Below are 19,407 nucleotides of genomic sequence, written 5' to 3'. Positions count from 1 at the left end.
TTTGCGCTGCAAAGTACTTTGTATGACAACGGATGATCCTCGCGCCGAGGCCGAGCGCATGTTCGACCTGATGCAGTCCCAGCGACGCAGCACGCAGAGCCGGCTGCTGCGCGGCTACGCCGTGCTGCTCATGGTGTGGGCGGCCGCCTGGGCCATCGGTTTCACGACGCTGTGGTTCGGTCAGGGCATCGGCGGGGTGGACCTGATCCCGGCGCCCGTCGCCTGGACGGTGTTCGGCCTCTGCATGGTCGCGGCGATCGTGTGGTCGATCGTCGCCGGGATCCGCACGGGCTCCGGCATCCGCGGCCGCTCCAGATTCCAGGGCGCACTGTACGGCTGGTCGTGGACGATCTCGATGGTCGGCACCTGGATGCTGCTGTTCGGCGTGCAGCGTGCGGGGCTGTCGGCGGAGCTCGCCGCCCTGCTCTACCCCGGCGCCTTCGTGCTGATGGTCGGTGTTCTGTATCTCGCCGGCGGCGCCCTGTGGCGCGCCCCCGTCCAGTACGCGCTCGGCGTGGTGATGATCGCCGTGGCCGTTGTCGCGACGTTCGTCGGCGCCCCCGTCCATTACCTCGTGTACGCGGTCGTCGGTCCCGTCGCGATGCTCGTCGTCGCGATCCTCCTGGTGCGCGGGCTCCTGCCGGTCGAGCCGCGACGGGAGCAGACCGATGATTGAGCTCGACCCCGTGATCCACGCGCCGGCGCGCCTGCGGATCATGACGACGCTCGACGAGGCGCTCGAGGAGGGCGACGAGATCGCCTTCCCCACGCTCCAGAAGCTGCTCGACATGACGGCGGGCAACCTCACCACCCACCTGTCCAAGCTCGAGGCCGCCGGCTACGTGTCGAGTACCAAGACGTTCGCCGGCCGCAAGCCCGCGACGCTCGTCGCCATCACCCCGAACGGACGCGCCGCGTTCCGCGCCTATCGCACCCAGCTCCTGCAACTCCTCGGAGGATCCAGATGAACACCCTCGTCCGCACCGACGCGCTGGTCAAGCGCTTCGGCGACGTCACCGCCCTCGGCGGCGTCTCACTCGAGATCGAGGCCGGCGAATGCGTCGGACTCCTCGGTCCGAACGGCGCCGGCAAGACCACGCTGCTGACCCTCGTCGAGGGACTTCGGGCGCCGACCTCGGGCACCGTGACGCTGTTCGGCGGGGATCCGCGTGATGCGGCATCCCGCGTCCGGCTCGGCACCACGCCCCAGACCACCGCGCTGCCCGAGGCGCTCAAGGTCGGCGAGGTGCTCGACCTCGTCGGCGCGCACTACCCCCACCCCGCCGACCGCGCGCGCATCGTCGACGAGTTCGGTCTCGACGACCTGCTCGGCAAGCAGTGCGGTGCCCTGTCGGGCGGGCAGCAGCGCCGCGTCGCCGTCGCCCTCGCCTTCGTCGGAGACCCCGAGCTCGTGCTGCTCGACGAGCCCACCACGGGACTGGACGTCGACGCCCGGAGGCGGCTGTGGGACGCCGTCCGCGCTCGCAACGCCGCGGGATGCGCCGTCGTCGTGACCAGCCACCACCTGGAAGAGATCGAGCAGTTCGCGCAGCGCGTCGTCGTGATCGACGAAGGCGTCGTGCGCGCCGACGACACGCTGGCCGCGATCGTGTCGGGCGTCGCCCGTCGCCGCGTGACCGTGGGCGGGGTCGATGCGGCGCAGGTCGAGTGGCTCGCCCCCGACGCAGTCGTGACGGTCGACGCCGATTCCGACACCGTCACGGCCGTGCTCGCGGACTCGGACGCGTTCATCCGCCGCCTCGTGCAGTCCGATCTGCCGTTCTCGGGCCTCGCCGTGCGGGGCGCAAGCCTCGAAGAAGCCTTCCTCACGCTCACGAAGGGAGCCGTGTGATGTCCGCCGTGACCTTGGCCGTCGTCCACACCAAGTACAACCTGCTCGAGACCGCCCGCGTGCCGATCGCGGTGATCGGCTCGCTCGCCTTCCCGACACTCGCGTTCTGCCTGTTCGTGCTGCCGCAGCGCATGGTGGTCGAGAATCCCGAGTACGCCACCGCCGCCGTCGCGTCGATGGTCGTGTTCGCCTTCATGTCGGCGAGCCTGTTCTCGATCGGCCTCGACCTCGCCGACCAGCGGGCCAAGCCGTGTGCGCCGTACCTGCGGACTCTGCCGGGCGCCCCGGGCGCGCGCATCGCGGGGCTGATGGCCTCGACACTCATCGTGGCCGCCGTCGCGATGGTGCCGCTGCTCGTGATCGGCGGGCTGTTCACGTCCGCCGCGCCTCAACCGCTCGACCTGCTGGCCGCCATCGGCCTGGTGATCGTGACGGCGGTGCCGTCGGCGCTCATCGGCGTCATCATCGGCACGACGTGCGGACCCAAGGCGGCGATCGCCGTCACGCAGGTCGCGATGTTCGTCCTCGCGTTCGGCGGCGGCCTGTTCCTGCCGCCGTTGCTGTTCCCCGACTGGCTCGACCTCGTCTCGAAGTTCCTGCCGGTGCGTCAGGCGCGTGAGATCGTCGTCGGAACCGCGCTCGGCACCGGAGCGCCGCTGTGGGCGCTGCTGGGCATCCTCGCCTGGACGATCGTGCTCGGCGCGCTCGCCGTCTGGCTGTACCGCCGCGACGAGGGCCGCCGCTACCGCTGAGCGCGGTCGGGTCGGTCGGGTCCGGCGAGTCCGGTGGGTCTGGCGAGTTCTGCCAGCAGGGCGAGCTCGTCGGACCGGACGAGGCCGGCCCGGCGTTCGCGGTCGAGCCCCCGCGCGCGCTCGTCGGCGAGCGTACGCTCCAGCGTCTCGCGCAGCGGCCGCAGCGTGCCGCCCGCCGCCCGGAAAATCGCGTTGCGGTGGGTCATGAACCCCGGCATGTCGCCCGGCAGCCACAGCGGCAGCGATCGGGGTCCCGCCCAGTGCGCGACGTCGTGGTCGACGAGGAACTGATCGGATGCCGCCACCGCCGCGCCGGAATGCCCGGCGATCTGGCGGGCGAGGTCGAGCACGTCAGCGAGCGCGTGCACATCGCCGACGGCGTTCGCGGTGCCCGACCAGCGCTCCCGGCCGATGTGGACCACGAACGCCGCGACATCGTCGACGTCGATCACCTGCGCGCGGGCGTCGGCGGTGTAGGGCACAAGCACCGGATCGTCGCCGGCGAGTGCGCCGGTCTCGGGCACGAGCACCGGGCCGTCGCCGGCGAGCGCGAACCTCGACACCCAGTAGCCGAACCGGTCGGTGGGGTCGCCCGGACCGACGATGAGCCCCGGCCGGATCACGGCCGCACGATCGGCCAGCGCATCGCGCACGGCCTTCTCAGCAGCGACCTTGTCGCGACCGTAGTCGGGCTCCTCCCCCGCGGCCGCCGGCGCGAGCAGCTCGGCCGACTCGTCCTGCCCCTCGACGTCGGCACGGGCGTACGCCGAGACGCTCGACACGTACGTCCAGTGCGCGGCGCGCGTGCCGAGCGCATCCACCGCGGCCGCCACGTGCACCGGGTTGGACGACACGTCGACGACCTCGTCCCAGTCCCGGTCGGTGAGCGCCGCGTACGCCTCGGGGGCGTCGCGGTCCGCGACGACGAGCGCGGCGCCCTCGGGAGCGGGGCGAGAACCTCGGGCCAGGCAGGTCACGTCGGCACCGGCATCCGCCCATGAACGCGCGATGCGCCCGCTCAGCCAGCCCGTCCCGCCCAGGATGAGCACGTCCGTCATCGCACCAGCAAACCAGGTGCAGGGCGCGAACGGCAGCCGTTCCGCCCAGGGCGGAGCCGCTCAGGTGTCACGACACGCCGCAACGCCCGTCGAGATACGACACTTTGCGACCCTCGAGAGAGCCTACCCGCGCGATCCGCCGCTCAGGTGTCACGACACGCCGCAACGCCCGTCGCGATACGACACTTTGCGACACCCGAGCGGGTGACCGAAGGCCTACTCGCGGATGGCGGCGCCGAACCGCTCCGCGGCCACCGCGACGCCGGCGAGCTTCGCCTCCGTCGCCTCGGCGGCGGTGAGGGTGCGGTCCGCGGCACGGAAGCGCAGCGCGAACGTCAGGCTCTTGGAACCCTCGGGCACCCCCTGCCCGCGGTAGTCGTCGACGAGACGGACGGACTCCAGCAGGTCGCCGGCGCCCTCGACGAGCGCGGCGCGCACCTCGGCGGCCGCGACGTCCGTGCCGAGCACGAGCGAGACGTCCTGCGTGGCGGCCGGGAAGCCCGACAGCGATGCAGCGACGACCTTCTCGCCCGCGAGCGAGAGCACGAGGTCGAGATCCAGTTCGGCCACGATGACGCGACCGGGAAGATCGGATGCCTCGGCCACCGCCGGCAGCAGCTCGCCCACGTAGCCGACCTCGGTGCCGGCGACACTCAGCACGCCGGTACGGCCCGGGTGCAGTGCTGCGCGCTCACCCTGGACGACGTCGATCGCGACGCCCGCGGCGGCGGCGATCGTACGGACCGCGTCCAGCGCATCGGCGAGCTCGGCGGTGACCGGGGCGACGCCCGGCTGCTTGGCGACCAGGTGGCCCGTCAGCAGCACCGCCACGTGACGATGCTGCGGCAGGATGGAGGCATCCAGCTCCGCCAGGGTGGCGGCATCCGGACGCACCGCCAGCGGCGGGACGAACGACGTGCCGTACTGCACGCCCGGCTTCGGCAGGAACACCAGGCCGGTCTCGAACAGCGACAGATCGGTGAGGCCGCGCGACACGTTGCGGTGTGCGACCTGCAACAGGCCCGGGATCAGCGTGCGACGCAGGAACGGCGACTGGCCGTCGAGCGCGTTCGCGAGCTTGACGCTCGGCAGGTGACCGCCGGAGGCGGACCCGTGCAGATCGTTCTGCTCCTCGGTCGTGAAGCCGAACGACGGCGTCTCGACGTAGCCGGCGGCGGCGAGCGCGTTCGCGACGCGACGACGGCCGGACTGCAGCGCGGTGAGCCCGCGACCGGAAGGCGGCAGCGGGAGGTGCGAGGGGATGCGGTCATACCCCTCGATGCGGGCCACCTCTTCGGCGAGCGTCCACTTGTCGGTGAGGTCGGGGCGCCACGACGGCGGGATGACCTGCCATCCCTCTTCGTCCTCGGCACCCACCACGTCGCAGCCGATGAGGCGCAGCGCGCCCTCGATCTCGCCCGGCGTGTAGTCCACGCCGATGAGCCGCTGCACGAACGTCGGCGGCAGGGCGATGCCGGGGATGAAGACCTCGGCGAACAGCGCACCGCCGAGCTCCTCGTCACTCGTGCCGCCCGCGTACGCGACCATGAGGTCGGCCACACGGCGAGCGGCCACGAACGGAACGAGCGGGTCGACGCCGCGCTCGAAGCGACGCGACGCCTCGCTCGGCAGCTTGTGGCGGCGGGCGGTGCGCGCGATCGACACGGTGTCGAACGTGGCCGCCTCGATGAGGACGTTGCGGGTGGTGTCGCTCATCTCGGTCGTGCCGCCGCCCATGACGCCGGCGAGACCGATCGGACCGGACTCATCGGTGATGAGCAGGTCCTCGGGGTCGAGGGTGCGGACCTTGCCGTCGAGCGTCTCGAGCTTCTCGCCCGCCGCAGCCCGGCGCACCGTGATGCCGCCCTGCAGCTTGTCGAGGTCGTAGCCGTGGATCGGCTGACCCAGCTCGAGCATCACGTAGTTCGTGATGTCGATGAGGATGCCGAGGCTGCGGATGCCCGCGAGCGACAGGCGCGCGATCATCCAGGCGGGCGTCGGTTTGGTGGGGTCGACGTCGCGCACGACGCGCGCCACGAACTCGGACGCCCCGACACGGCCGCGGATCGGCGCCTGGTCGTCGACCGCGATCGGGAAGCCGGAGCCGGGCGCCAGTTCTTCCCACGGACGGTCGGCCGGGTCACGGAACGCAGCGCCCGTCGAGTGCGAGTACTCCCGCGCCACACCGCGGATCGACAGCGCGTAGCCGCGGTCCGGCGTGACGTTGATGTCGACCGCGACATCGTCGAGGCCAAGCAGTGCGATCGCGTCGGTGCCGACGGGCGCGTCGATGCCGAGCTCGACCAGGCGCAGGATGCCGTTGTGCTCGTCGCCGAGGCCGAGCTCGCGGGCCGAGGCGATCATGCCGTCCGACACGTGGCCGTACGTCTTGCGCGCGGCGATGGGGAACGGCCCGGGCAGCACGGCACCGGGCAGTGTCACCACGACCTTGTCGCCGGCGAAGAAGTTGTGGGCGCCGCACACGATGCCGTGGACGGCGTCGCCGCCGTCGGCGGCCGTCTCACCGTCGGGCGCGACGCGCACCTGGCACCACCGGATCGTCTTGCCGTTGGACTGCGGCTCCTCGACGAACTCGAGCACCTCGCCCACGACGATCGGGCCCTGCAGCTCGAAGCGGTGCACGTCCTCCTCTTCGAAGCCGACGCGCACGAGCGCCGCCAGGACGTCCTCGGGCAAGGCGTCGGCCGGGACGTCGGCGTACTCACGAAGCCATGAGAGCGGGACGCGCATCAGACCACCATTCCGAACTGCTCGCTGAAGCGGACATCGCCCTCGGCCATGTCGCGCATGTCCTGGACGTCGCTGCGGAACATGAGCGTGCGCTCGATGCCCATGCCGAACGCGAAGCCCGAGTACTCCTCCGGGTCGATCCCCGCCGCGCGCAGCACGTTGGGGTTGATCATGCCGCAGCCGCCCCACTCGATCCAGCGCGCGCCGCCCTTGAAGGTCGGGTGCCACAGATCGAGCTCGGCCGACGGCTCGGTGAACGGGAAGAAGTTGGCGCGGAAGCGCGTCTTCGCCTCGGCCCCGAACAGCACCTTGGCGGCGTGGTCGAGCGTGCCCTTGAGGTGGGCCATCGTGATGCCCTTGTCGACGACGATGCCCTCGAACTGGGTGAACACCGGCAGGTGCGTCGCGTCGAACTCGTCGGTGCGGTACACGCGGCCCGGGCACAGGACGTACAGCGGCAGGTCGCGCTCGAGCATCGAGCGCACCTGGACGGGGCTCGTGTGCGTCCGCATCACGAGGTGACGCTCGACCGGGTCGACGAAGAACGTGTCCTGCATCTGACGAGCCGGGTGGTCGACGTCGAAGTTCAGGGCGTCGAAGTTGAACCACTCGTGCTCGAGCTCGGGCCCCTCGGCGATCTCCCATCCCATGCCGACGAAGATGTCGGCGATCTGCTCCTGGAGGAGAGAGATGGGATGCCGCGCGCCGACGCGTGCGCGCGCGGCAAGGGCCGTGATGTCCACGCGCTCGGCCTCGAGCCGGGCGGCGGTCTCCGCAGCGGCGAGCTCGTCCTCCCGCGCCGCGAATGCCTGGGTGACGCGTCCGCGGGCCTGGCCGACGAGCTTGCCGAATTCGGCCTTCTTGTCGTTGGGGATGTCGCGCAGCCGCGCGTTCAGCTTCGCCAGCGGCGAGCCTTCGGCGGCGTGCGCGGACCGCGCGGCCTTGAGCGCCGCCGTGTCGGCGGCTGCAGCGATGGCTGCCAGAGCATCGGTGACGGCGGCATCCACCGCCTCAGGCGTGATGTCGAGTGTTTCGGGAGCGTCGGACACGAGAGAAGAGTCTACCGACGGCCGACTGGGCCACCGGCCGGCCGCATCGGGCGGGCCGGCGGCGCGTCAGAAGCCCTGGGCGTCGTACTTGCCCAGTCCGCGCTGCGCCGCGATCGTCTCGGTCGCAGTGGTCGGCTCGCCGCCGCCGTCATCGAGCGTCACGACCTTGGGTGAGCGCCGAGTCCGCTTCTCGACGAGGTACGCCACGTAGGAGAGCGCGAGACACATCGCGACGTAGATCGATCCGCCCACGATCGCGGCGGGGATCAGCGGCGAGTGGTACACAGCGTTCGACCCGAGGAGCTTGATCACGTAGAGCAGCTCGTGGTAGGTGATGATGAAACCGAGTGCCGTGTCTTTCAGCGTCACGACGAGCTGCGCGATGATCACGGGCAGCATCGCGCGGATCGCCTGCGGAAGCAGGATGAGCTGCATGACACCGGTCTTGCGCAGGCCGATCGCGTACCCCGCCTCGCTCTGGCCGCGCGGCAGCGATTCGACGCCCGCGCGGATGACCTCGGCGAGCACCGATCCGTTGTAGGCGATGAGAGAGATCACAACGGCCCAGTACGGCGACATCTTGATGCCGGCGATGGGCAGGCCGTAGTACAGCAGCATCATGAACACGAGGACTGGAATGGCTCGCAAGACCTCGACGATCCAGCCGACGGGCACGCGCAGCCAGGCATGTTCGGACATCCGGCCGAGAGACAGCACGAAACCGAGGATGATCGCGCCGACAGCCGCGACTGCGAATGCCGACAGGGTGTTCAGGACTCCCTGACCGATCAGCACCCAGATCTGCGTGTAGCCGAAGATCTCCCATTTCTCGGCGCTGAACTGCCCGGTGGCCGCGAACCGCCAGATCACCCACCCGAAGAGCGCCGCGACGACGAGGACGGTGACGACGCCCAGGATGCGGTTGCGGACGACAGCCCGCGGGCCGGGGACGTCGTACAGGACTGAGCCGCTCATCGCGCGATCCTCCATCTGCGCTCGAGCACGCGTTGCAGCCAACCGAGCAGCAGCACCATCACTACGAAGAACACCATCACCCACAGCAGGACGACGAGCTGGTTCTCCCCCTGCTCGCTGAGATCGAACCGGACCGAGCCGAGATTCATCACCGAGAAGCCTGCGGCGACCGTCGTGTTCTTCAGGAGCGCGATGAACACGCTCATCATCGGCGGGATGACGGACCTCGTCGCCTGAGGCAGAATCACGAAGGCCATCACCTGACCGAAGCCCAGCCCGAGCGCACGTGCAGCCTCCGCCTGCCCGACGGGGACCGTGTTCACGCCGGAGCGGATCGCCTCGGCGACATATGTCGCGGTATAGACCCCCAGCGCGATGGTCGGCAGGATGATCGGGTCGATGCGCTGACGGAGCAGCACCGGCACGCAGAACGCGAAGAAGAACATCACCAGCGTGAGCGGCGTGTTGCGGATCCAGTTGACGTAGACCGCGCCGACTGTGCGCGCGATCGGGACCGGCGAGACGCGCATCGCGCCGACGATGAATCCGAGCACCAGTGCGATGAGTCCACCCACGAAGAACAGGACGAGCGTGCCGCCGATGGCTGCGCCCCACAGGTCGAGATGGTCGGTGATGACGCCCATCGAGCTCCCTTCTCACGTGCGAGGTGGTGGTGGCGACGCAGGCCCGCGCCGCCACCACCGTTCGATCAGTCGACCGGGTCGACTTCGGGCTGCTGACCTTCGACCCCGGACGCGCCGAGGTTCTTGTCGAAGATCGCCTGCCAGATGTCGCCGCCGTCGGTGAACATCGTGTTGATGTACTCCTGGAGTGCGGTGTCGCCCTTCGCGAGTCCGACGCCGTAGCGCTCCTCGCTGAAGACATCGCCGACGACCTTCAGCGCGTCCGGCTCCTGCGCGGCATAGCCGATGAGGATGGCCTCGTCCGTCGTGACCGCATCCACCTGACCGTTCTTGAGCGCCTCGACACACTCGGAGTACGTCGTGTACTCCTGCGTCTTTGAGGGCGTCTCGTCCTTGATCCGCTGGATCGAGGTCGAACCCGTCGCCGAGCAGACGGTCATGTCGGCGGTCAGGGAGTCCTTGCCGTCGATCGTGTCGTTGTCGGCCGCGACGAGCAGGCCCTGACCCGTGATGAAGTACGGGCCGGCGAACGAGATCTGCTCTTTGCGCTTGTCGGTGATCGAGTAGGTGCCCACGTAGTAGTCGATGTCGCCGTTCACGATCGCCTGCTCGCGGTTGGCCGAAGGGATCGCCTGGAACTCGATGTCTGCCTCGTCGTAGCCGAGGGTGGCAGCGATCCAGCGTGCGATGTCGATGTCGAAGCCCGAACGCTCGTTCGTGACCGGGTCGAGGTAGCCCAGGCCGGGCTGGTCCTCCTTGACGCCGACCTTCACCTTGCCCCGCTCTGTGATGGCGTCGAATGTCGGGCTGCCCTCGAGGGTGACGTCCGTCGCCACCTCGAACCAGGTCGTGTCTTCCGCCGGGGTAGACGCGCCGTCGCTCGGCTCTTCCGCACCGGGCGTGCCGCTGTTGCACGCCGTCAGGGCGAGGGCCGCGATCGCGATGCCCGCGAGCGCCCCGCCGATTCGTAGCTTGCGCATGTGATCCTCCAAGTCCGTTCCGTGTGTTCGTTCGTTCGTCGCGCCGGTGCGGGCGCGGACGTCAGTGGGTGAGCAGCTTGGACAGGAAGTCCTTCGCCCTGCTGCTCTGCGGGTTCGTGAAGAAGTCCTCGGGCGTGGACTGCTCGACGATCTGGCCGTCGGCCATGAAGACGACGCGGTCGGCGGCCTTGCGGGCGAATCCCATCTCGTGGGTGACGACGATCATCGTCATGCCGTCCTGGGCGAGGCCGACCATGACGTCGAGCACCTCGTTGATCATCTCGGGGTCCAGAGCGCTGGTCGGCTCGTCGAACAGCATCACCTTCGGCTGCATCGCGAGCGCGCGGGCGATCGCGACGCGCTGCTGCTGACCGCCCGACAGCTGGGCCGGGAGCTTGGACGCCTGGTGACCCACGCCCACGCGGTCGAGCAGCTGCTTCGCGAGCGCCTCGGCGTCGGCCTTCTTCATCTTCTTGACCTTGATCGGCCCCAGCGTGACGTTCTCGAGGATCGTCAGGTGCGAGAAGAGATTGAACGACTGGAACACCATGCCGACGTCGGCGCGCAGGCCGGCGAGCGCCTTGCCCTCTTTGGGCAGCTCTTTGCCGTCGATCGTGATCGACCCGCTCGTGATCGTCTCGAGTCGGTTGATCGTGCGGCACAGCGTCGACTTGCCCGAGCCGGACGGCCCGATGACGACGACGACCTCGCCGCGGTTGACCGTCAGGTCGATGTCCTTCAATGCGAGGAAGTCGCCGTAGTGCTTCTGCACATCGGTGATCACTACGAGTGGATCCCCGCGCCGCACCGAGATGTTGCTGGTGGGCGGCGCACTGTCGTCGGGCGTCATATCGCCACACTAGGGCCGGTTTCCGACACGGGGCCAGAGCGCCGCACGCGTCTTAACCGTGTTGTAACAGGAACGCGACCGTGTCAGCCGGCCGCGCGCTGCGCGAACGCGGTCTCGTACAGGCACACGCTCGCCGCCGTCGCGAGGTTGAGCGACTCGGCGGCGCCGTAGATCGGCAGGCGCAGCGACAGGTCCGCGAGGGCCAGCGCGTCGTCCTCGAGCCCGCGCGCCTCGTTGCCGAACAGCCACGCCGTGGGCTGCGAGAGCAGCCCCCGGGACTCGAGGAAGTCGCCGCCGCCGACGTCCGCGGCGATCACCTGCACACCCGCGGCATGCGCCTTCTCGACAGCCGTGGCGAGGTCCACCCCCACCGCGACAGGGACGTGGAACAGCGACCCGGTGGTCGCCCTGACGACCTTGGGGTTGTAAGGATCGACCGTCCGGCCCGTCAGGACGACAGCATCCGCCCCCGCCGCATCCGCGGCCCGGATGATCGTGCCCAGGTTGCCCGGGTCGCGCACCTCTTCGCAGATCGCGACCAGGCGCGGCGACGCCGCGAACACCTCGCGCACCGACGTCGGCGACTGACGGGCGACCGCGACGATCCCCTGGGGGGTCACCGTGTCGGCCATCGCGTCGAGCACAGCCTCGGTCGTGTACACGACCTCGAGGCCGGCGTCCTTCGCCGCCTCGCGCACGTCGGCGTGCTTCTCGAGGGCGGTCGGCGTCGCGAAGATCTCGACAAGCGTGTCGGGGCGGTACGCGAGCGCCTCGCGCGCGGCCTGAGGCCCCTCGAGCAGGAACAGCCCGGTCTCTTGACGGGCGCTGCGCTTGGTCAGCTTCGCGACGGCGCGGACACGCGGAGAGCGGGGGTTCTCGAGCACGGCATCAGTCTAGGGTTGCGCCGCCTGCGTTTCGTCTCGCTTCGCTCGCTCAACGACCGATGCGAAAGGGGCGCCCTCCGTGCGGAGGACGCCCCGTTTCCGAGTGGATGCCGGTGTCAGGCGCTCTTGGGAGCGTTGACGTTCTCGGGCAGAGCCTTCTTGGCGGTCTCGACGAGCGACGCGAACGTCTTGGGCTCGTTCACCGCGAGCTCGGCGAGCATGCGGCGGTCGACCTGCACACCCGCGAGGCCGAGGCCCTGGATGAAGCGGTTGTAGGTGATGCCGTTCTGGCGGGCAGCGGCGTTGATGCGCTGGATCCACAGACGGCGGAAGTCGCCCTTGCGCTTGCGACGGTCACGGTACGCGTAGACGAGCGAGTGGGTGACCTGCTCCTTCGCCTTGCGGTACAGGCGCGAACGCTGACCACGGTAACCCGAGGCGCGCTCGAGGATGACGCGACGCTTCTTGTGGGCGTTGACGGCCCGCTTGACTCTAGCCATTTCGATTGATTCCTATTCGTGCGTCGGCGCGCTCAGCGACCGAGGAGCTTCTTGGCGACCTTGGCGTCACCGGGAGCGAGGACCTGCTCCTGCGACAGACGGCGGGTGCGGCGGCTGGGCTTGCCCTCGAAGTTGTGGCGAAGGTTCGCCTGCTGCTTCATGAGCTTCCCGCTGCCGGTGACCTTGAAGCGCTTCTTGGCGCCCGAGTGGGTCTTCTGCTTCGGCATCTCTTCTTCCTTCGTTTCCATCCCGCACAGGCGGGAGTCGGTATCCCGCGGTGCGGGAGTCTGTGGGGGCCTATTCGGCCGGGGCTGCCTCGGCCTCGGGGGCCGGGGTCTCGGCCGCCGGTGCGCCACCGTTGCGGGCGGACCGTGCGGCCTCCTTGTTCGCGGCGCGCTGAGCGTTCTGCTCGGTCTTCACCTCGGACTTGTTCTTGTGCGGCGCGATGACCATCACCATGTTGCGTCCGTCGATCGTGGGGTTCGACTCCACGGTGCCGAACTCGGCCACGTCCTCGGCGAACTTGCGGAGCAGACGCACACCCTGCTCGGGACGCGACTGCTCGCGACCGCGGAACAGGATCATGGCCTTCACCTTGTCGCCGGACTGGAGGAAGCCCTCGGCGCGCTTGAGCTTGGTGATGTAGTCGTGAGCCTCGATCTTCAGACGGAACCGGACCTCTTTGAGGACGGTGTTCGCCTGGTTGCGACGCGCTTCCTTGGCCTTCTGCGCGGCCTCGTACTTGAACTTGCCGTAGTCCATGATCTTGACCACGGGCGGCTTCGAGTTGGGGGCCACCTCGACGAGATCGAGGTCGGCTTCCTGAGCCAGGCGCAGCGCCACCTCGATGCGGACGACGCCGACCTGCTCTCCGTTCGGGCCGACGAGGCGTACCTCGGGCACCCGGATGCGGTCGTTGGTGCGGGGATCGCTGATGCGGAACTCCTTCATGCGGATGGTTTCGCGGAAAGAGTCACGCATTCCACCCGGCACGACGCGAGCGCCGGCTCTCGCACCCTGAACTACCCCGGCCGCAAGCGGTCGGGGCGGAGTGCATGACCCGGTAGCCTGGAACGGCAAGCGCGGGTGGGATGTGATCCACTTTCCGATCCGGTGCAGAACGCACCGGAGACCGCAGCAGTCTATCAGAGAGAACGGCGTGGACACGATTCGAGACCAGGACGGCGACCAGACGAGCGCGGCGGCAGTGGACGCCGAGCGTCAGGCCCGCTGGGAGGAGCAGGAACGGGCGGCGGCATCCGCCACCCGCGACATCGCGGACGTGCCCGCCGTCGAGGTGATCACCACGACCGCCGTGCACCTGCTGAGCGCCGCCGCCGTGAAGGTCGGGCTCGCGGACGACCCCGCCACCCAGACCGACCTCGACGAGGCGCGCAAGCTCATCAACGCCCTCGCCGGACTCGTCACCGCCGGCGCTCCCGAGATCAGCGACATGCACGCGCGATCGCTGCGCGACGGCCTGCGGTCGGTGCAGCTCGCGTTCCGCGAGGCGTCCGTGATCCCCGACCCGATCGGTCAGGGCCCCGGCGAGAAGTGGACCGGCCCGGTCAACTGACGGGTCGAGGTCGAGCGAGCGGAGCGAATCGAAACCCCTCGCTCACAGGGCGCCGAGGGCGGACGCCGCCGCCGCGAGCGTGCGCTCGACCTGAGCGGCATCGGTCCCCCAGTTGCTGACCGAGAAGCGCAGCACCGACCGGCCGTGCCAACGCGACGACGACGCGAACGCGACGCCGTCGGCGCGCAGCACGTCCGCCCACGCGTCCGTCGCCTCGTCGTCGGCGCGTGCCACGCACACCTGCGTGAAGACGACCTCGCCCAGCACCTCGACCCCCGGCAGCCGCGACAATCCGGCCGCAAGGGCGGTGGCGGCATCCGTCAGCCGTTCCACCAGCGCGGTGACGCCGTCGCGCCCCATCGCCCGCAGCGCCGCATACGTCGGCACACCGCGCGCACGCCGCGACAGCTCGGGAACGCGGTCGTGCGGATCGGCGTGGTCGACGCTCGCGGTGCGGCTGAGGTAGCTCGCCGTCATGCCCATCGCAGCCCGCATGGCCGACGGATCGGCGACGATCGCGATGCCGCAGTCGTAGGGCACGCTGAGCGTCTTGTGCGCGTCGGTCGCCCAGGAGTCCGCGCGCTCGACGTCGACGACGAGTGGACGCGTGCGAGGGGATGCCGCCGCCCAGAGCCCGAACGCGCCGTCGACGTGCACCCACGCACCGGCGAGATGGGCCAGATCGATCGCCGCGCCGAAGTCATCGAAGGCACCGGAGTGGAGATTGCCGGCCTGCAGGACCACGATCGTGGGGCCGTGGTCGATCGCGAGCTCGGCCTCCAGCGCCGCGACATCGATCCGGCCCTGGTCGTCAGCGGGCACCACGACAGGGGCGCCGAGCCCGAGCATGCGGATCGCGTGATCGACGGTGTCGTGCCGCTCCTCGCCGACGATGACCCGCACACGCGGCCCGCCGGCGAGCCCCTGGATCGACGAGTCCCAGCCGACGTCGCGGAGCACCGCGTCACGCGCCGCGGCCAGGCAGGTGAAGTTCGCGACCGTCGCGCCCGTGACGAATCCGACGTCCGACTCCGGCGGCAGGCCGAGCAGGTCGAGGATCCACTCCCCCGCCAGCTCTTCGGCCGCCACCACTCCCGGTGTGACGGCGCGCAGCGCGGTGTTCTGATCCCACGCCGACACCAGCCAATCGGCGGCGAGGGCCGCCGGCTGCGTGCCGCCGATGACCCAGCCGTAGAAGCGTGCGCTCGGCATGCCCATCAGGCCCGGCTCGACCGCGGCGGCGAGGCTGCGGACGACGGCCTCGGGGTCGGTGGCATCGTCGCCGAGCGCGCGGCCGAGTGCGTCCTTCACATCCTCGACCCCCACGCGCGGCGGGATCGGCCGGTCATCGAGCGCGCCCAGCCACGCGAGTGCGGCTTCGGGCGCCGCGTCGAGCGCGCGCGGGAACGCGTCGGATTCGGGATGCACCATTGCGACCTCCTGCTGCGGAAGCGGCCGTCGTGAGACAGGAGGACTCTATGCCCGAAGCGGGGCGTCTGTCGCGGGTCAGGCCCGCACGAGCCTGACGGTGAGCGAATCCACGAGCACCGCGATGCGGTCATCGGCTGCCCACCGCTTCGCGAGCCGGCCGAGCACCGCGTCGAGCTCGTCCTTCTCCAGGCCCTGCATCAGCTGCAGGCGCACGATCAGCTCGGGGCCGCGGAGCCTCGCCTCGGGATCGCCGGATTCGACCACGAGGTCGATGACGGCGAGCTCACCGCCGATGCTCTCCAGCAGCCCCGCCACCACCTCGGCCGACAGGAAGCTCGGCTCCCACGCGTGGCCCTGGCCGATCGCCCACACCGCGGGACGACGGATCACGAACTCGGTCGCCGAGCCGGGATCGACGACGATCAGATCGGTGTCGTCGGCGGCCGCCGCCAGCGCGGTGCGGACGCCGTCGGCCGGGACCGGCCGTGCGGCGGCATCCCATCGCCTCATCGCGTCGACCGACGTGAAGACCGGCAGCACGCGCCGGCCGTCAGGTGCCGCGACCGTCACGATCGACAGCTCCTGCGTCTTGTCGACCTCGAGACCGTGCGGGCCGATGCCATGATCGCCCTTGTCGGCGACGAGCGGGATCAGCAGCCGCGCGGCGCGGTACGCATCGACCACCTCGGTCTGCGAGCCCGTTCCGTCGCGGAACGCCGTCAGCGCGGCGAGGAGCGCGGGATCGGCCGAGCCGTCGTCCGCCGCGTGCGGGTTGCTGTGGAAGCTGCGGCCCTCCCACGGCACGCCGGCAGAATCGGCGGCGCCGTGGTGCGCGTGATCGCCGCTTCGGTCAGTGTCCGGCGACATCCAGCGCCTCGGCGAGCGTGAACGCCCCGGCGTACAGCGCCTTGCCCACGATCGCGCCCTCGACGCCGAGCGGGACGAGTTCGCGCAGCGCCGCGATGTCGTCGAGGCTCGACACGCCGCCCGATGCGACGATCGGCTTCGGCGTGCGCGTCGTCAGTTCGCGCAGCAGGTCCAGGTTCGGACCCTTGAGGGTGCCGTCCTTCGTCACGTCGGTCACGACGTACCGGCTGCATCCGGCTGCTTCGAGGCGGTCGAGGACCGTCCACAGGTCGCCGCCCTCACGGGTCCAGCCGCGCGCAGCCAGCGTCGTGCCGCGCACGTCGAGGCCGACGGCGATCGCGTCGCCGTACCGACTGATGACGTCTGCCGCCCACTCCGGGTTCTCGAGCGCCGCCGTGCCGAGGTTGATGCGCGACGCACCGCTCTCCAGCGCCGCCTCCAGCGTGCGGTCGTCCCGGATGCCGCCCGACAGCTCCACCTGGACGCCCTTGACCTGCTTGATCGCGCGACGCAGCACCGCCGCGTTGCTGCCGCGGCCGAACGCCGCGTCGAGGTCGACGAGGTGGATCCACTCCGCACCCTGGCGGGCGAAGTCCAGCGCGGCGTCGACGGGGTCGCCGTAGCTCGTCTCGGTGCCGGCCTCACCCTGGGTGAGGCGGACCGCCTTGCCGTCGGCGACGTCGACGGCGGGCAGGAGGACGAGCTTGGGCGTAGACGCGAAATCGTTCATGTTTTCCTGGCTGATCAAGTCTTGTGCGTGCGGACGAGGTCACGCGCGACGCGCTCGTCGGTGCGGACGTGCGTGGCGCCGGCGCGGACGGGCACGAGTTCAGAGGGTAGCCGCGCGAAGGCCGTCGATCCAATTCGTCAGCAGCCGGATGCCGGCATCGCCCGACTTCTCGGGGTGGAACTGGGTCGCCGACAGCGGTCCGTTCTCGACGGCGGCGAGGAACGGCGCGCCGTAGTCGCACCACGTCAGGACGGGCTCCGGGAACGGCGGCTGGACCTCGAGCAGCCACTTCTGGGCGCCGAACGAGTGCACGAAGTAGAACCGTTCGTCCTCGATGCCGCGGAACAGCCGGGAGCCCTCGCCGGCCCGCACCGTGTTCCAGCCCATGTGCGGCAGGACCGGCGCATCGAGCTCGGTCACGACACCGGGCCATTCGCCGAGCCCCTCGGTGTCGACCGAGCGCTCCACGCCGCGCTCGAAGAAGATCTGCATGCCGACGCAGACCCCGAGCACGGCTCGCCCTCCGGCGAGGCGGCGCTCGATGAGCTCGTCGCCGCGACTCGCGCGCAGCGCCTCGGCCACGGCGCGGAATGCCCCGACGCCCGGCACGAACAGCCCGTCGGCATCCCGCACGAGACCGCGGTCGGACGTCAGGCGCGCGTCGGCGCCCGCGGCGATCAACGCCTTGACGGCGGAGTGCACGTTGCCCGATCCGTAGTCGAGCACCGCGACGACCGGCCGGTCGCTCGGCGTGGCGGTGGCGTCGGTCACAGTGCGCCCTTCGTGCTCGGGATGCCGTCCACCAGCGGGTCCAGCGCCTTGGCCTGCCGGAACGCCCGGGCGAACGCCTTGTACTCGGCCTCGGCGATGTGGTGCGGATCGCGCCCCGCCAGCACGTTGACGTGGACGGTCAGCGCGGCGTTGAACGAGATCGCCTCGAAGGTGTGACGCACGAGAGAACCCGTGAAGTGGCCGCCGATCAGGTGGTGCTCGAAACCGGCGGGCTCACCGGTGTGCACCAGGTACGGGCGGCCGCTGATGTCGACGACGGCCTGCGCGAGCGCCTCGTCGAGGGGCACCAGCGCGTCGCCGTAGCGCGAGATGCCCGACTTGTCGCCGAGCGCCTCGCGGATCGCCTGGCCGAGCACGATCGAGATGTCTTCGACAGTGTGGTGAGCGTCGATGTCGGTGTCGCCCGAGGCGCGCACCGTGAGGTCTGTCAGCGAGTGCTTCGCGAACGCGGTCAGCATGTGGTCGAAGAACGGCACGGTCGAGTCGATGCGGCTGCGGCCCGTGCCGTCGAGGTCGAGCTCGAGCTCGACCGTCGACTCGCTGGTCGCGCGCCGAAGGGAGGCGGTGCGAGGTGCGGCGCTCATGCGGCCGATCCTACCGAGGCGAGGGCGTCCAGGAACGCGGTCGTCTCGTCGGCGGTCCCGGCCGTGACCCTCAGGTGGTGCGGGATGCCGACATCGCGGATGAGCACGCCCTGGTCGTACAGCGCCTGCCAGGTCGTGGCGGGGTCGTCCACTCCGCCGAACAGCACGAAGTTCGTCCACGACTCGTGCGGTGTGTAGCCGAGCGCCTCGACCGTCGCCGTGATGCGGTCGCGCTGGGCGACGATCTCGTCGACCATGCCGAGCATCACCGGCGCGTGGCGCAGTGCAGCCGATGCGGCTGCCTGCGTGAGAGCGCTCAGGTGGTACGGCAGGCGCACGAGCCGCAGCGCGTCGATCAGCGCCGGATCGGCGGCGAGGTAGCCGACGCGGGCGCCCGCGAACGCGAACGCCTTGCTCATGGTGCGCGAGACGACCAGTCGCTCACGGCCGGGGAGCAGGGTCAGCGCCGAGCGCGCATCGGCGGGCGCGAACTCGAAGTACGCCTCGTCGACGATCACGATGCCGTCGGCCGCCTCGTACACCGCCTCGACCACGTCGAGGTGCAGCGGCGTGCCGGTCGGGTTGTTCGGCGCGCACAGGAACACGACGTCGGGTGCGGCATCGGCCACCTGGGATGCCGCGTCCGAGGCGCTCACCGTGTAGTCGGCGGCGCGGGTGCCCGACACCCACTGGGCGCCCGTGCCGCGCGTGAGCAGCGGATACATGGAGTAGGTGGGCGAGAACCCGAACGCGGTGCGGCCGGGGCCCGCGAAAGCCTGCAGGATGTGCTGCAGCACCTCGTTGGAGCCGTTGGCCGCCCAGATCTGGTCACGGGTCAGGCCGTGACCGAGGTACTCGGCGAAGCCCTCGCGCAGCGCGGTGAACTCGCGGTCCGGGTAGCGGTTGACGTCGCGCAGCGCCCGTGCGATCGAGTCGAGGATGTCGTCCGCCACGTCCTGCGGAACGGGATGCGTGTTCTCGTTGACGTTCAGCGCCACCGGCAGCGGGGCCTGAGGGGCTCCGTAGGGCTTCTGCCCACGGAGATCGGGGCGTAAAGGGAGGTCTTCGAGACGTGCACTCACCCCTCCCATGCTAGAGCGGTGGCGAGACACCGATCCTCGCGTGACGAAGA

22 protein-coding genes are annotated in these 19,407 nt (G+C 70.2%); 5 read left to right on the top strand and 17 right to left on the bottom strand.

The genetic code is table 11. The features are described from left to right. Positions 1 to 22 precede the first annotated feature (22 nt). Genes IF188_RS18710 through IF188_RS18695 form a run of 4 tightly spaced genes read left to right on the top strand, consistent with a single transcriptional unit; the run spans position 23 to position 2,604 of the window. A complete protein-coding gene (locus tag IF188_RS18710; protein ID WP_191173321.1) occupies positions 23 to 676 on the top strand; it encodes a hypothetical protein in 654 nt (217 codons plus the stop codon). Further along, positions 669 to 968, top strand: coding sequence for a transcriptional regulator (locus IF188_RS18705; RefSeq protein WP_191173320.1), 300 nt, complete (start codon positions 669 to 671; stop codon positions 966 to 968). The genes IF188_RS18710 and IF188_RS18705 overlap by 8 nt, the downstream gene beginning before the upstream one ends. Further along, positions 965 to 1,852, top strand: coding sequence for an ABC transporter ATP-binding protein (locus IF188_RS18700; RefSeq protein ID WP_191173319.1), 888 nt, complete (start codon positions 965 to 967; stop codon positions 1,850 to 1,852). The genes IF188_RS18705 and IF188_RS18700 overlap by 4 nt, the downstream gene beginning before the upstream one ends. Then, positions 1,852 to 2,604, top strand: a complete 753-nt coding sequence (locus IF188_RS18695; RefSeq protein WP_224752129.1) for an ABC transporter permease — start codon at positions 1,852 to 1,854, stop codon at positions 2,602 to 2,604. Before IF188_RS18700 ends, IF188_RS18695 begins: the two co-directional genes overlap by 1 nt. Here IF188_RS18695 and IF188_RS18690 read toward each other — a convergent pair. The 11 genes from IF188_RS18690 to infC form a co-directional block, all read right to left on the bottom strand. After that, positions 2,595 to 3,662 carry an NAD-dependent epimerase/dehydratase family protein gene (locus IF188_RS18690; protein WP_191173318.1) on the bottom strand — a complete coding sequence of 356 codons (1,068 nt, stop codon included), beginning with the start codon at positions 3,660 to 3,662 and terminating at the stop codon, positions 2,595 to 2,597. The two genes, IF188_RS18695 and IF188_RS18690, sit on opposite strands and share 10 nt — an antisense overlap. 216 nt (positions 3,663 to 3,878) lie before the next feature. Then, the gene (pheT, locus tag IF188_RS18685; protein ID WP_191173317.1) at positions 3,879 to 6,413 is read right to left on the bottom strand and encodes a phenylalanine--tRNA ligase subunit beta; all 2,535 of its coding nucleotides are present in this window, start codon (positions 6,411 to 6,413) and stop codon (positions 3,879 to 3,881) included. Further along, positions 6,413 to 7,462: a phenylalanine--tRNA ligase subunit alpha gene (gene pheS, locus IF188_RS18680; protein ID WP_191173316.1), complete on the bottom strand. Its 1,050-nt coding sequence runs from the start codon at positions 7,460 to 7,462 to the stop codon at positions 6,413 to 6,415. The genes pheT and pheS overlap by 1 nt, the downstream gene beginning before the upstream one ends. A 66-nt stretch (positions 7,463 to 7,528) precedes the next feature. Beyond that, on the bottom strand, positions 7,529 to 8,437 hold the full coding sequence (locus tag IF188_RS18675; protein ID WP_224752128.1) for an amino acid ABC transporter permease: 909 nt from the start codon (positions 8,435 to 8,437) through the stop codon (positions 7,529 to 7,531). Continuing rightward, positions 8,434 to 9,081, bottom strand: coding sequence for an amino acid ABC transporter permease (locus tag IF188_RS18670; protein WP_191173314.1), 648 nt, complete (start codon positions 9,079 to 9,081; stop codon positions 8,434 to 8,436). The genes IF188_RS18675 and IF188_RS18670 overlap by 4 nt, the downstream gene beginning before the upstream one ends. 65 nt (positions 9,082 to 9,146) lie before the next feature. Beyond that, positions 9,147 to 10,061 (bottom strand): glutamate ABC transporter substrate-binding protein, encoded by a 915-nt coding sequence (locus tag IF188_RS18665; RefSeq protein ID WP_191173313.1) that lies wholly within the window; start codon positions 10,059 to 10,061, stop codon positions 9,147 to 9,149. Between the two features lie 61 nt (positions 10,062 to 10,122). Further along, on the bottom strand, positions 10,123 to 10,911 hold the full coding sequence (locus IF188_RS18660) for an amino acid ABC transporter ATP-binding protein (RefSeq protein ID WP_191173312.1): 789 nt from the start codon (positions 10,909 to 10,911) through the stop codon (positions 10,123 to 10,125). 83 nt (positions 10,912 to 10,994) lie between these two features. Next, positions 10,995 to 11,795, bottom strand: coding sequence for a TrmH family RNA methyltransferase (locus tag IF188_RS18655; protein WP_191173311.1), 801 nt, complete (start codon positions 11,793 to 11,795; stop codon positions 10,995 to 10,997). Positions 11,796 to 11,911: 116 nt separating this feature from the next. Beyond that, positions 11,912 to 12,295, bottom strand: a complete 384-nt coding sequence (gene rplT / locus IF188_RS18650) for a 50S ribosomal protein L20 (protein ID WP_018172233.1) — start codon at positions 12,293 to 12,295, stop codon at positions 11,912 to 11,914. Between the two features lie 32 nt (positions 12,296 to 12,327). Next, positions 12,328 to 12,522: a 50S ribosomal protein L35 gene (gene rpmI, locus IF188_RS18645; RefSeq protein WP_045297246.1), complete on the bottom strand. Its 195-nt coding sequence runs from the start codon at positions 12,520 to 12,522 to the stop codon at positions 12,328 to 12,330. Between the two features lie 70 nt (positions 12,523 to 12,592). After that, positions 12,593 to 13,246, bottom strand: coding sequence for a translation initiation factor IF-3 (gene infC, locus IF188_RS18640; protein WP_191173310.1), 654 nt, complete (start codon positions 13,244 to 13,246; stop codon positions 12,593 to 12,595). 256 nt (positions 13,247 to 13,502) lie between these two features. Between infC and IF188_RS18635 the strand changes: the two genes are divergently transcribed. Further along, positions 13,503 to 13,871, top strand: a complete 369-nt coding sequence (locus tag IF188_RS18635) for a DUF1844 domain-containing protein (protein ID WP_191173339.1) — start codon at positions 13,503 to 13,505, stop codon at positions 13,869 to 13,871. 42 nt (positions 13,872 to 13,913) lie between these two features. Here the strand turns inward: IF188_RS18635 and IF188_RS18630 are convergent, their stop codons facing one another. The 6 genes from IF188_RS18630 to IF188_RS18605 all read right to left on the bottom strand — a co-directional run bounded on the left by IF188_RS18630 (position 13,914) and on the right by IF188_RS18605 (position 19,366). Then, a complete protein-coding gene (locus tag IF188_RS18630) occupies positions 13,914 to 15,302 on the bottom strand; it encodes a pyridoxal phosphate-dependent decarboxylase family protein (protein ID WP_191173309.1) in 1,389 nt (462 codons plus the stop codon). A gap of 75 nt (positions 15,303 to 15,377) precedes the next feature. After that, on the bottom strand, positions 15,378 to 16,169 hold the full coding sequence (locus IF188_RS18625; protein ID WP_191173308.1) for an SseB family protein: 792 nt from the start codon (positions 16,167 to 16,169) through the stop codon (positions 15,378 to 15,380). Continuing rightward, complete coding sequence (priA, locus tag IF188_RS18620) at positions 16,153 to 16,899, bottom strand: bifunctional 1-(5-phosphoribosyl)-5-((5-phosphoribosylamino)methylideneamino)imidazole-4-carboxamide isomerase/phosphoribosylanthranilate isomerase PriA (RefSeq protein ID WP_191173307.1); 747 nt, start codon at positions 16,897 to 16,899, stop codon at positions 16,153 to 16,155. Before priA ends, IF188_RS18625 begins: the two co-directional genes overlap by 17 nt. 99 nt (positions 16,900 to 16,998) lie before the next feature. Further along, complete coding sequence (hisH, locus tag IF188_RS18615; protein WP_191173306.1) at positions 16,999 to 17,670, bottom strand: imidazole glycerol phosphate synthase subunit HisH; 672 nt, start codon at positions 17,668 to 17,670, stop codon at positions 16,999 to 17,001. Next, positions 17,667 to 18,275 carry an imidazoleglycerol-phosphate dehydratase HisB gene (gene hisB / locus IF188_RS18610; RefSeq protein ID WP_191173305.1) on the bottom strand — a complete coding sequence of 203 codons (609 nt, stop codon included), beginning with the start codon at positions 18,273 to 18,275 and terminating at the stop codon, positions 17,667 to 17,669. The genes hisH and hisB overlap by 4 nt, the downstream gene beginning before the upstream one ends. Further along, positions 18,272 to 19,366, bottom strand: a complete 1,095-nt coding sequence (locus IF188_RS18605) for a histidinol-phosphate transaminase (protein ID WP_191173304.1) — start codon at positions 19,364 to 19,366, stop codon at positions 18,272 to 18,274. The genes hisB and IF188_RS18605 overlap by 4 nt, the downstream gene beginning before the upstream one ends. Positions 19,367 to 19,407: the final 41 nt, after the last annotated feature.

The sequence above is a fragment of the Microbacterium helvum genome (assembly GCF_014779795.1).
In the GTDB taxonomy this organism is placed as follows: Bacteria; Actinomycetota; Actinomycetes; order Actinomycetales; family Microbacteriaceae; genus Microbacterium; species Microbacterium helvum.
This window is presented reverse-complemented; position numbering and strand designations above follow the sequence as displayed.

Coding starts and splice junctions, on each gene's coding strand:
- IF188_RS18605 (WP_191173304.1), bottom strand. CDS start 19,366: ATGGGAGGGGTGAGTGCACGTCTCGAAGACCTCCCTTTACGCCCCGAT.
- priA (WP_191173307.1), bottom strand. CDS start 16,899: ATGAACGATTTCGCGTCTACGCCCAAGCTCGTCCTCCTGCCCGCCGTC.
- IF188_RS18705 (WP_191173320.1), top strand. CDS start 669: ATGATTGAGCTCGACCCCGTGATCCACGCGCCGGCGCGCCTGCGGATC.
- pheT (WP_191173317.1), bottom strand. CDS start 6,413: ATGCGCGTCCCGCTCTCATGGCTTCGTGAGTACGCCGACGTCCCGGCC.
- IF188_RS18660 (WP_191173312.1), bottom strand. CDS start 10,911: ATGACGCCCGACGACAGTGCGCCGCCCACCAGCAACATCTCGGTGCGG.
- IF188_RS18625 (WP_191173308.1), bottom strand. CDS start 16,169: ATGTCGCCGGACACTGACCGAAGCGGCGATCACGCGCACCACGGCGCC.
- IF188_RS18670 (WP_191173314.1), bottom strand. CDS start 9,081: ATGGGCGTCATCACCGACCATCTCGACCTGTGGGGCGCAGCCATCGGC.
- IF188_RS18675 (WP_224752128.1), bottom strand. CDS start 8,437: ATGAGCGGCTCAGTCCTGTACGACGTCCCCGGCCCGCGGGCTGTCGTC.
- infC (WP_191173310.1), bottom strand. CDS start 13,246: ATGAAGGAGTTCCGCATCAGCGATCCCCGCACCAACGACCGCATCCGG.
- IF188_RS18710 (WP_191173321.1), top strand. CDS start 23: ATGACAACGGATGATCCTCGCGCCGAGGCCGAGCGCATGTTCGACCTG.
- hisB (WP_191173305.1), bottom strand. CDS start 18,275: ATGAGCGCCGCACCTCGCACCGCCTCCCTTCGGCGCGCGACCAGCGAG.
- IF188_RS18630 (WP_191173309.1), bottom strand. CDS start 15,302: ATGGTGCATCCCGAATCCGACGCGTTCCCGCGCGCGCTCGACGCGGCG.
- IF188_RS18690 (WP_191173318.1), bottom strand. CDS start 3,662: ATGACGGACGTGCTCATCCTGGGCGGGACGGGCTGGCTGAGCGGGCGC.
- rpmI (WP_045297246.1), bottom strand. CDS start 12,522: ATGCCGAAGCAGAAGACCCACTCGGGCGCCAAGAAGCGCTTCAAGGTC.
- rplT (WP_018172233.1), bottom strand. CDS start 12,295: ATGGCTAGAGTCAAGCGGGCCGTCAACGCCCACAAGAAGCGTCGCGTC.
- IF188_RS18700 (WP_191173319.1), top strand. CDS start 965: ATGAACACCCTCGTCCGCACCGACGCGCTGGTCAAGCGCTTCGGCGAC.
- IF188_RS18695 (WP_224752129.1), top strand. CDS start 1,852: ATGTCCGCCGTGACCTTGGCCGTCGTCCACACCAAGTACAACCTGCTC.
- IF188_RS18665 (WP_191173313.1), bottom strand. CDS start 10,061: ATGCGCAAGCTACGAATCGGCGGGGCGCTCGCGGGCATCGCGATCGCG.